We start from the raw sequence: 10,358 nt of genomic DNA, 5'->3' as shown, positions 1-10,358 counted from the left end.
GGATGCGTGAGTACCTCAACCGGGTGACCATCGACCTGCGGGAGACCCGGCGAAGGCTCGGGGAGGCCGAGGCCCGGAACCGCGAACCGATCGCGATCGTGGCGATGAGCTGCCGCTTCCCCGGCGGTGTCCGCACCCCGGAGGACCTGTGGGACCTGCTCGTCGCGGGCCGCGACACGATCACCCCCGTCCCCGACGACCGGAGCTGGCAGACTGCCTGGCCGGCCGGTGAAGGGGTCCCCGGCCAGGGTGCCTTCCTCGACGGCGCGGCGGACTTCGACCCCGAGTTCTTCGGTATCTCGCCCCGTGAGGCGGTGGCGATGGACCCGCAGCAGCGGCTGCTGCTCATGGCGTCCTGGGAGGCCGTCGAGCAGGCCGGCATCGATCCGCTCACCCTGCGGGGCAGCCGCACCGGGGTGTACGCCGCGGCCATCGACCAGGGGTACGCGACACTGGGCGCCACCGCCCCGGAAGCCGTGCGGGGGTTCCTGATGACGGGGAACTCGATGAGTGTGATGTCCGGGCGGGTGTCCTACGCGCTCGGCCTCGAAGGCCCCGCCGTCACGGTGGACACCGCTTGCTCGGCGTCGCTGGTGGCGCTGCATCTCGCGGCGCGTGCCCTGCGCGCCGGCGAGTGCTCGCTCGCGCTCGCCGGCGGGGTCAGCGTGATGGCGCTGCCGGCGGTGTTCGTGGAGTTCAGCCGACAGGGCGCGATGTCCGCCGACGGCCGCTGCAAGCCGTTCGCCGCCGCCGCGGACGGCACCGGCTGGGGCGAGGGCGTCGGCATGCTGCTGCTGGAGCGGCTGTCGGACGCGCGGCGCAACGGCCGTCCGGTGCTGGCCGTGCTGCGCGGGTCGGCGACGAACCAGGACGGCGCGAGCAACGGGCTGACCGCGCCCAACGGCCCCTCCCAGCAGCGGGTGATCCGGGCGGCCCTCGCGGACGCGGGGCTGGCCGCCCGGGACGTGGACGCGGTCGAGGCCCATGGCACCGGCACCACCCTCGGCGATCCGATCGAGGCGGACGCCCTGCTGGCCACCTACGGTCAGGACCGGTCCGCCGAACGGCCCTTGTGGCTGGGGTCGCTGAAGTCCAACATCGGGCACACCCAGGCCGCCGCCGGGGTCGCCGGGGTCATCAAGACGGTGCTCGCGCTGCGGCACGGCGTGCTGCCCCGCACCCTGCACGTGGACGAGCCCACCCCGCACGCCGACTGGTCCTCGGGCGCCGTCGAACTGCTCACCGAGGCCCGGGACTGGCCCGCCACGGACCGTCCCCGTCGGGCCGGGGTGTCCTCGTTCGGTATGAGCGGCACCAACGCGCATGTCGTCCTGGAACAGGCACCGCGGCCGGACCTGACAGCCGAACCGGACCTGACAGCCGAACCGGACCCGGCAGCCGACCCGGACCCGACAGCCGGATCGGGGACGGGCGCCGGGCCGGGGACATCCGTGCTGCCCTGGGTCCTGTCCGGCCGCACCGCGTCCGCGCTCCGGGACCAGGCGGCCCGGCTGGGCGCCCGTCTCGCCACGGACCCGGCCGCGCGACCGGTCGACATCGGGTACTCCCTGGCGACCACCCGCTCCGCCTTCGAACACCGTGCGGTGGTGATCGGCGACGGACGTGCCGCGCTGCTGGACGGGCTCGCCGGTGTGTCCACGGGCGACCCGGGCGTGTTCACCGGCGCGCCCGGGAACCCGCCCGGCGCCGCTGACGTCGTAGCGGGCGCCGGCAGGGTCGTCGAGGGCCGGACGGCGCTCGTGTTCCCCGGCCAGGGCTCCCAATGGGTCGGCATGGCACGGGACCTGCTCACGAGCAGCCCCGTCTTCCGGGACCGGCTGACCGAGTGCGGCACCGCCCTCGCCGCCCATGTCGACTGGCCGCTCCTCGACGTCCTGGAGGACGCGCCGGGCGCACCCTCCCTGGAACGGGTGGACGTGGTGCAGCCCGTGCTGTGGGCGGTGATGGTGTCACTGGCCGCGCTCTGGGACTCCTGGGGTGTCCGGCCCGACGCCGTGGTCGGCCACAGCCAGGGGGAGATCGCCGCCGCCGTGGTGGCGGGAGCGCTGACGCTGGAGGACGGGGCGAAGGTCGTCGCCCTGCGCAGCCGCGCCATCCGGGCCCTGGCCGGACTCGGCGGCATGGCCGCCGTGTCCCTGTCCGAGGAACGGGTCCGGGCCGAGATCGCCCCCTGGGCCGAGAAGCTGTCGGTCGCCGCCGTCAACGGACCCGCCGCCGTCGTGGTCTCCGGAGAGACACAGGCCCTCACCGAACTCCTCGCCCACTGCGCGTCCCAAGGAGTGCGGGCCAGAGCCGTACCCGTGGACTACGCCTCGCACTCGGTCCAGGTCGAACGGATCAGGTCCCAGGTACTGGCCGCGCTGGCGGATGTGCGCCCGGCCGCGGGCCGGGTGCCGCTGTTCTCCACCGTCACGGGAGACCGGCTGGACACCACGGTCATGGACGCCGACTACTGGTACCGCAACCTCCGCCGGACCGTCCGTTTCGACACGGCCGTCCGCTCCCTGGTCGAACAGGGCCACGAGGTGTTCGTCGAGGTGTCGCCGCACCCGGTACTGACCATGGCCCTCCAGGACACCGCCGAGGACATGGGCACCGCGGACCCGCCCGTGGTCGTCGGCACCCTGCGCCGGGACGACGGCGGACCGCACCGGGTACTGACCTCGGCCGCCGAACTGTGGGTGGCGGGCGTGAGCGTCGACTGGGCCGCGGTGTTCGCCGGCACGGGGGCCCGTCCGACGGCCCTGCCCGGGTACCCCTTCCAGCTGCGGCGCTACTGGCTGGAGCCCGAGGCATCGCAGAACGCGGGGCCGACCGGCGCCGACCCGCACGACACGGCCTTCTGGCACATGGTCGACCATGAGGCCCCCGCCGACATCGCCGCCCACCTCGCCGTCGACGAGGACACTCTCGGCCGGGTCCTGCCCGCTCTGCGCGGCTGGCGCAGACAGCGACGGGACGAGACCGTCATCGACTCCTGGCGCTACCGCGTCGGCTGGCAGCCACTGCCCGACCCGGCCGCCGCCACCTCCGCCGCCGGCACCTGGCTCGTGGTGCTGCCCGCCGGTCACGGATCCGACGAACGGGTGCGCGGCCCGGTCCTGGCGCTCACCGAAACGGGCGCCACGGTCGTCACGGCCGAACTCACGGCAAGCGACATCCGACGCGAGGAACTCGCGGCCACGCTCACCGCCGCCCTCGGCGGCGGCGCTCCGACCGGAGTGCTGTCGCTGCTGGCCGTGGCCGACCAGCCCCACCCCGACCACCCCGCACTGCCCACCGGGACGGCACTGACCGTCGCCCTGGTGCAGACACTGGGCGACCTCGCCCTCACCGCGCCCCTCTGGTGCGCCACCGCCGGAGCCGTGTCGACGGGAGCCGACGATCCGGTCACCCACCCGCGCCAGGCCCTGATCTGGGGCACCGGACTGGTGGCCGCACTGGAGCTGTCCGGCCGCTGGGGCGGACTGATCGATCTGCCGCCGGACCTCGACGCCCGCGCCAGGACCCGGCTCGGCGCGCTGCTGACGACCCCCCGCGGCGCCGACGGCGACGGACATACGCAAGCCCTCGGCCACGAGGACCAGCTCGCCCTGCGTGCCTCCGGCCTCCTCGCCCGCCGCCTCGCCCACGGCACCAGGAACGACAGCCGGACGAGGAGCTGGAAACCCCGTGGCACGGTCCTGCTCACCGGCGGCACCGGGGCCGTCGGTCCGCACATCGCCCGCTGGCTGGCCCGAAGCGGCGCCGCACACCTCGTCCTGCCGGGCCGCCGCGGCCCCGAGGCCCCCGGCGCGACGGAACTCACCGCGGAACTGGCCGCCCTCGGCGTGCGGCTGACCCTGCCCGTCTGCGACCTCACGGACCGGGACGCCGTCGACGCCTTGCTGACGGGTCTGGAAGCAGCCGGTGACCCGGTCACCGCGGTGGTTCACGCGGCCGCCTTCATCGCGCTCGCCCCGCTGGACAGCACACCCATGTCCGCGTTCGAACAGATCGTCGCCGCCAAGGCCGCCGGCGCCGAACACCTCGACGCCCTGCTCGACCGGGAACTGGACGCCTTCGTCCTGTTCTCCTCGATCGCCGGCGTCTGGGGCAGCGGCGACCACGCCGCCTACGCGGCGGCCAACGCCTATCTCGACGCCCTGGCCCAGCACCGCCGGGCACGCGGCCTCACCGCCACCGCCGTGGACTGGGGCGTCTGGCAGGCCGAGAACCCCTGGCAGACCCGAGTCGCCGGTGAGGACGCCGACCTGTTCAAACTGGAGCAGCACGGTCTGCCCCGGATCTCCCCCGACATCGCCGTCCACGCCCTGCAACAGGCACTGGACGACGACGAGACCGTGGTCGCCGTCGCCGACATCGACTGGGAACGGTTCGCGGCGGTGTTCACCTCCACCCGCCCCAGCCCGCTGCTGACCGGTGTCCCCGAGGCCCGCCGCGCCCTGGAACGCCCGACCGGCGACGACGGCGCCGAGGTGCCCGCCGCCGCCCTGCTGCGCCAACGGCTGGCCAACCTGGGCGAGGCCGAACAGCGACGCAGGCTGGTCGACCTGGTCCGCACCCACGCGGCCGCCGTCCTCGGCCATCCCACGGCGGACGCGATCCGGCCCGGCAAGGCGTTCCAGGACATGGGATTCGCCTCGCTCACCGCCGTGGAACTGCGCAACCGGCTCAACGCCGCCACCGGCCTGCGGCTGCCGTCCACCCTGATCTTCGACCACCCGTCGTCCACCGCGCTGGCGGAGGAGATCCGCGCCGAGCTGCTGGGCGGGCGGACCACCACGGCGCAACCGTCCGACCCGGCCGCCACCGCCCACCCTCAGGCGCCCGAGGACGACCCGATCGCGATCGTGTCCATGGCCTGCCGCTTCCCGGGCGGCATCGGCACCCCCGAGGAACTCTGGCGACTGCTCGCCGAGGGCGGCGACGCCGTCTCGGAGTTCCCCACCGACCGCGGCTGGGACATCGACGCGCTCTACGACCCCGACCCCGACCGCCCCGGCACCTCGACCACCCGGCGGGGCGGCTTCCTGCACGACGCGGCCGACTTCGACGCGGAGTTCTTCGGCGTCTCACCGCGTGAGGCGCTGGCGATGGACCCCCAGCAGCGGCTGCTGCTGGAGACGAGCTGGGAGGCGATCGAGCGCGCGGCCATCGACCCGGTGACCCTGCGGGGCAGCCGCACCGGGGTGTTCACCGGCGTCAACTACGCCGACTACGCGGCCGTGGTCGCCCAGTCGGGGGAAGGCGACGGCCATCTGCTCACCGGCAGCGCGCCCAGCGTGGTCTCCGGCCGGGTGGCCTACACCCTCGGCCTCGAAGGCCCCGCGGTGACCGTCGACACCGCCTGTTCCTCCTCACTCGTCGCGATGCACCTCGCCGGCCGGGCGCTGCGCGGCGGCGACTGCTCCATGGCCCTGGTCGGCGGTGTCGCGGTGATGGCGACCCCTGGCGCCATCGTCAGCTTCTCCCAGCAGCGAGGACTGGCCGAGGACGGACGCTGCAAGGCGTTCTCCGACGACGCCGACGGGATGGGCATGGGCGAGGGAGCGGGCGTCGTACTGCTGGAGCGGCTGTCGGACGCGCGCCGCAACGGGCATCCGGTGCTGGCGGTGGTGCGGGGTTCGGCGGTGAACCAGGACGGTGCGAGCAACGGTCTCTCCGCGCCGAACGGTCCGTCGCAGCAGCGGGTGATCCGTGCGGCGCTTGCGGACGCGGGGCTGGCCGGGTCCGAGGTGGACGTGGTGGAGGCGCACGGCACCGGCACGACCCTGGGCGACCCGATCGAGGCCCAGGCCCTGCTCGCCACCTACGGGCAGGACCGTGCGCCGGACCGGCCCCTGCTGGTCGGCTCACTCAAGTCCAACATCGGTCACGCCCAGGCGGCATCGGGTGTGGCGGGCGTGATCAAGACCGTGCTGGCGATGCGGCACGGGCAGGTACCTCGCACCCTGCACGTCGGAAAGCCGTCGGCCCATGTCGACTGGACACGCGGAGCACTGACCCTCGCCACCGAACCGCGGCCCTGGCCGGCCGGCGGTCGTCTGTTCCGCGCCGGAGTCTCGTCCTTCGGCCTGAGCGGCACCAACGTCCACCTGATCCTGGAACAGGCGTCCCCGCCCGACGACGCCCCGTCAACCGCGCGGACCTCCGTTCCAGCGGTGCCCTGGCTGCTCTCGGCGAAGAGCCCCCAGGCACTGCGGTCCCAGGCCGAGCGTTTGAGCCACCACCTGAACGGCCACTCCGCACTGGAACCACGCGACATCGGATTCTCGCTGAACGCGCGCACACCTTTCGAACACCGAAAGGCACTGATCGGGAGCGGAGACGAACTGCACTCCCTGCTCAGCCAGTTGACGGACGGCACGTCGGGATCATGGGACAGCGGTCGGACCGTCGAAGGCCGTTCGGTGTTGGTGTTCCCGGGTCAGGGTTCGCAGTGGGTGGGGATGGCTGCGGGGTTGTTGGACGGGTCGGTGGTGTTCGCGGGGCGGATGGCTGAGTGTGAGCGGGCGTTGGCGCCTTATGTGGATTGGTCGTTGTCGGAGGTGTTGCGCGGGTCGGGGGTACTGGCCCGGGTGGATGTGGTGCAGCCGGCGCTCTGGGCGGTGATGGTGTCACTGGCCGAGGTGTGGCGTTCGTTCGGTGTGGTGCCGGATGCGGTGGTGGGTCACAGTCAGGGGGAGATCGCCGCCGCGTGTGTGGCGGGTGGTCTGTCGTTGGAGGACGGGGCGCGGGTGGTGGCGCTGCGCAGCCGTGCGGTGGGTGCGCTGGCGGGCCGCGGCGGCATGGCGTCGGTGCCGCTGCCGGTGGATGAGGTGCGGGAGCGGATCGCTTCCTGGGACGGCGGGTTGTCGGTGGCGGCGGTGAATGGTCCGTCGTCGACGGTGGTGTCGGGCGACGCGGACGCGGTCGCCGAGTTGGTCGAGCAGTTGGTTCAGGAGGGGATACGGGCGCGTCGTATCGAGGTGGACTATGCCTCTCACTCGGCGCATGTGGAGGAGATCCGCGAACAGCTCCTGTCCGATCTGGCCGGGATCGCTCCTGTCACGGGTTCGGTGCCGTTCTTCTCGACGGTGACGGGTGGCTGGTTGGACACGGCGTCGTTGGATGCTTCGTACTGGTTCCGGAATCTGCGGGAGACGGTGCGGTTCGGGGAGGCGACGCGTGCGTTGTTGGGGGAGGGTTTTCGGTTCTTCGTGGAGCCGAGTGCGCATCCGGTGCTTGCGGTGGCGGTGGGGGAGTCGGTGGAGGCCGCGGGTGTGGAGGCGGCGGTGCTGGGGACACTGCGGCGCGGGGAGGGCGGCCTCGAACGGCTGCTGCACTCGCTCGGCCGGGCCTGGGAGAGCGGGCTCGCGGTGGACTGGTCCGGGGCGTTCCCGGGGGCCCGGCGGGTGGAGCTGCCCACGTACGCCTTCCAGCACCGGCGCTACTGGCCCGAGCCGACGCACACGACAGCGGCCGATGTGGGATCGGCCGGACTCGACTCCGCCGACCACCCCATCCTCGGAGCGGCGATCGAGCTCGCGGACACGGGCGAGCTGCTGCTCAGCGGCCGGTTGTCGCTGCGCACCCACCCCTGGCTCGCCGATCACGCCGTGGCCGGTACGGTGCTGCTCCCCGGCGCGGCCTTCGTGGAACTGGCGGTGCGCGCGGCGGACGAGGCGGGCTGCCACTCGGTGGAAGAGCTGACGCTCCAGGCGCCCCTGCTGATTCCCGCCGACGGTGCCGTCCGTGTGCAGGTGCGGGTCGGCGCCGCCGACGAACACGGCAGTCGTTCCCTGGACCTGTTCTCCTGCCGCGAGGACGCGGCGGCACCGCTCTGGACCGCGCACGCTACCGGCGGACTCACCGCTGACGGTGCGACGGAGCACCCGCCGCCCGTCCCCGTCCCGGGCGGCACCGCTTCCTGGCCCCCGCCCGGGGCCGTCCCTGTCCCCGTCGACGACCTGTACGAACGGTTCCACGCCTCCGGCTACGGCTACGGACCCGTTTTCCGTGGGCTCACCGCCGCCTGGCGCCGGGGTGACGAGGTCTTCACCGAGGTGCGACTGCCGCAGGACCAGCACCGGTCCGCCTCCGCCTTCGGTCTGCATCCCGCTCTCCTGGACGCCGCCCTCCAGGGACTTTTCCTCGGCACCGGGCCGGGAAGCGACCCGGGCCAGGACCGGACATCCGCCGGACTGCCGTTCTCCTGGAGCGGTGTCAGGCTCCACGCCTCCGCTGCCACCGCGCTCCGGGTACGACTCGGCTTCGGGCCGGACGGGTCGGTGTCGATCGACGCCACCGACCCGTCCGGCCTCCCGGTCGCGTCGGTCGAGGCGCTCGCCGTCCGCCCGATCGATCTCGACGCCCTCCGCCCGGGCGGAGGCTCTGAATCCCTCTACCGACTGGAGTGGTCGGCGACGCCCGCCACCGCGCCGGCCGACCCCCTCGGGCGCTGGGCGGTCATCGGCGGCCGGGAGCTGTTCCCCGGCGGCCATCCGGATCTCGCCGCGCTCATCACCGCGGTGGACCAGGGAACGCCGCCGCCCGCCACGGTGCTGGCGTGGTGCGACCATGCCTCGCACCTCCCGTCCCCACCCGATGCCGCGTCCGTGCACACAGCGTTGGACGACGCCCTGCGACTCGTCCAGGACTGGCTGGCCGACTCCCGCTGGGATGACGGCACCCGGCTCGTCCTCGTCACCCGGGGCGCGGTCGCCACGGACGCCGAGGAGGGTGTCACCGACCTCACGGGGGCGGCGGTCCGCGGTCTCGTCCGCTCCGCCCAGTCCGAGCATCCGGGCCGCTTTCTGCTGATCGACACCGACGACCCGGCCGCCGTCCCCGGTCTGCTGCCGCAGGCACTGGCCGGATCGGAACCCCAACTGGCGATACGCGGGGGAAAGCTCCTCGCCGCCCGGCTCGTCAGGGTCACCGTCCCCGCGAACCCGAACCCGAACCGCGAGGCGGACCCGAACCCGGACCCGAACCCGCGGTCGGAGACGAACACGCCGTCGGGTATCGCCGCGACCGGCGGAACCGTCCTGGTCACCGGCGCCGGCGGGGCGCTCGGCGGCCTGGTGGCACAGCACCTCGTGGCCGTGCACGGAGTACGAAACCTGCTGCTCGTCGGCCGACGCGGCGCACAGGCTCCCGGCCTGATGGACCTGGCGGCCGGGCTGCGCGGGCGCGGCGCCCTCGTGGACGTCGCGGCCTGCGATGTCGCGGACCGGGACACCCTCGCCGCCCTGCTCGCCGACATCCCCGCCGACCGTCCGCTGAGCGCGGTCGTCCACGCGGCCGGTGTCCTGGACGACGGGGTCGTCGAGTCGCTGACTCCCGAGCGGATGCGTCACGTGCTGCGCCCCAAGGTCGACGCGGCCCTCAACCTCCACGCCCTCACCCGAGACCTGCCGCTGTCGGCCTTCGTCCTGTTCTCCTCCGCGTCCGCGACGGTCGGCAACGCGGGACAGGCCAACTACGCGGCGGCCAACGCCTTCCTCGACGCGCTCGCCCAGCAGCGCCGGGCACTGGGCCTGCCCGCGCAGTCCCTCGCCTGGGGCCTGTGGGCGCGGCGCGGCGCCATGACCGGAGCGCTCACCGACGCGGATCTGCGGCGCATGGCCAGGGGAGGCACCGCGGCCATCGGCACCGAGGAGGGGCTGGCACTGCTGGACGCCGCGCTCGCCCTGGACGAACCGCTGCTGATCCCGGTCAAGGTCGACCTCGGCCGACTGCGGACGGCGGCGCGGACCGCGCCCGTACCGGCTCTGCTCTCCGGCCTGGTCCCCGGCGCCCGCCGCCCGGCCTCGGGAGCGGACGCCGCCGAGGCCGACTCGCTGCGCCGCCGGCTGACCGGGCTCCCGCCGGAGGAACGCGTCGCAGCCGTGCTCGAACTGGTACGGGGCCGGGTCGCGGACGTACTCGGTCACGGCGGCGCCGGGACCATCGACCCGGACCAGGCGTTCAAGGAACTCGGCTTCGACTCGCTCACCTCGGTCGAACTCCGCAACCGGCTGAGCGCGGCCACCGGGCGGCGACTGCCCGCGACCCTGGTCTTCGACCATCCCACCCCGGTCGCCGTCGCCACCTATCTGACCGGCCGACTGGTGCCCGACGAGCCGGGCGGCCCCGGCACCGGGGGGAGCGCCGGGACGACGGACCGGGGGGACCGTGAGATCAGCTCCCTGCTCGCCACCATCCCGCCGGCCGAGCTGCGCCGGGCCGGACTGCTCGACGCGCTGATGCGCCTCGCCGACCGGCCGGGGCCGTCGGCGCCCGCGGCCGACATCAACGGCATGGACGTGGACGACCTCGTCCGGATGGCCCTGGGCGGCGAACGTGACTGA

At 73.9% G+C, this 10,358-nt stretch carries 1 protein-coding gene; it reads left to right on the top strand.

Features of this window, described 5'->3' with window-relative positions; translation table 11 throughout:
• Positions 1-2: 2 nt before the first annotated feature.
• Entirely contained in the window at positions 3-10,358 is a 10,356-nt protein-coding gene (locus tag OG711_RS01835; RefSeq protein WP_329563564.1) for a type I polyketide synthase, read from the top strand.

This window comes from Streptomyces uncialis (genome assembly GCF_036250755.1).
In the GTDB taxonomy this organism is placed as follows: domain Bacteria; phylum Actinomycetota; class Actinomycetes; order Streptomycetales; family Streptomycetaceae; genus Streptomyces; species Streptomyces uncialis.
This window is presented reverse-complemented; position numbering and strand designations above follow the sequence as displayed.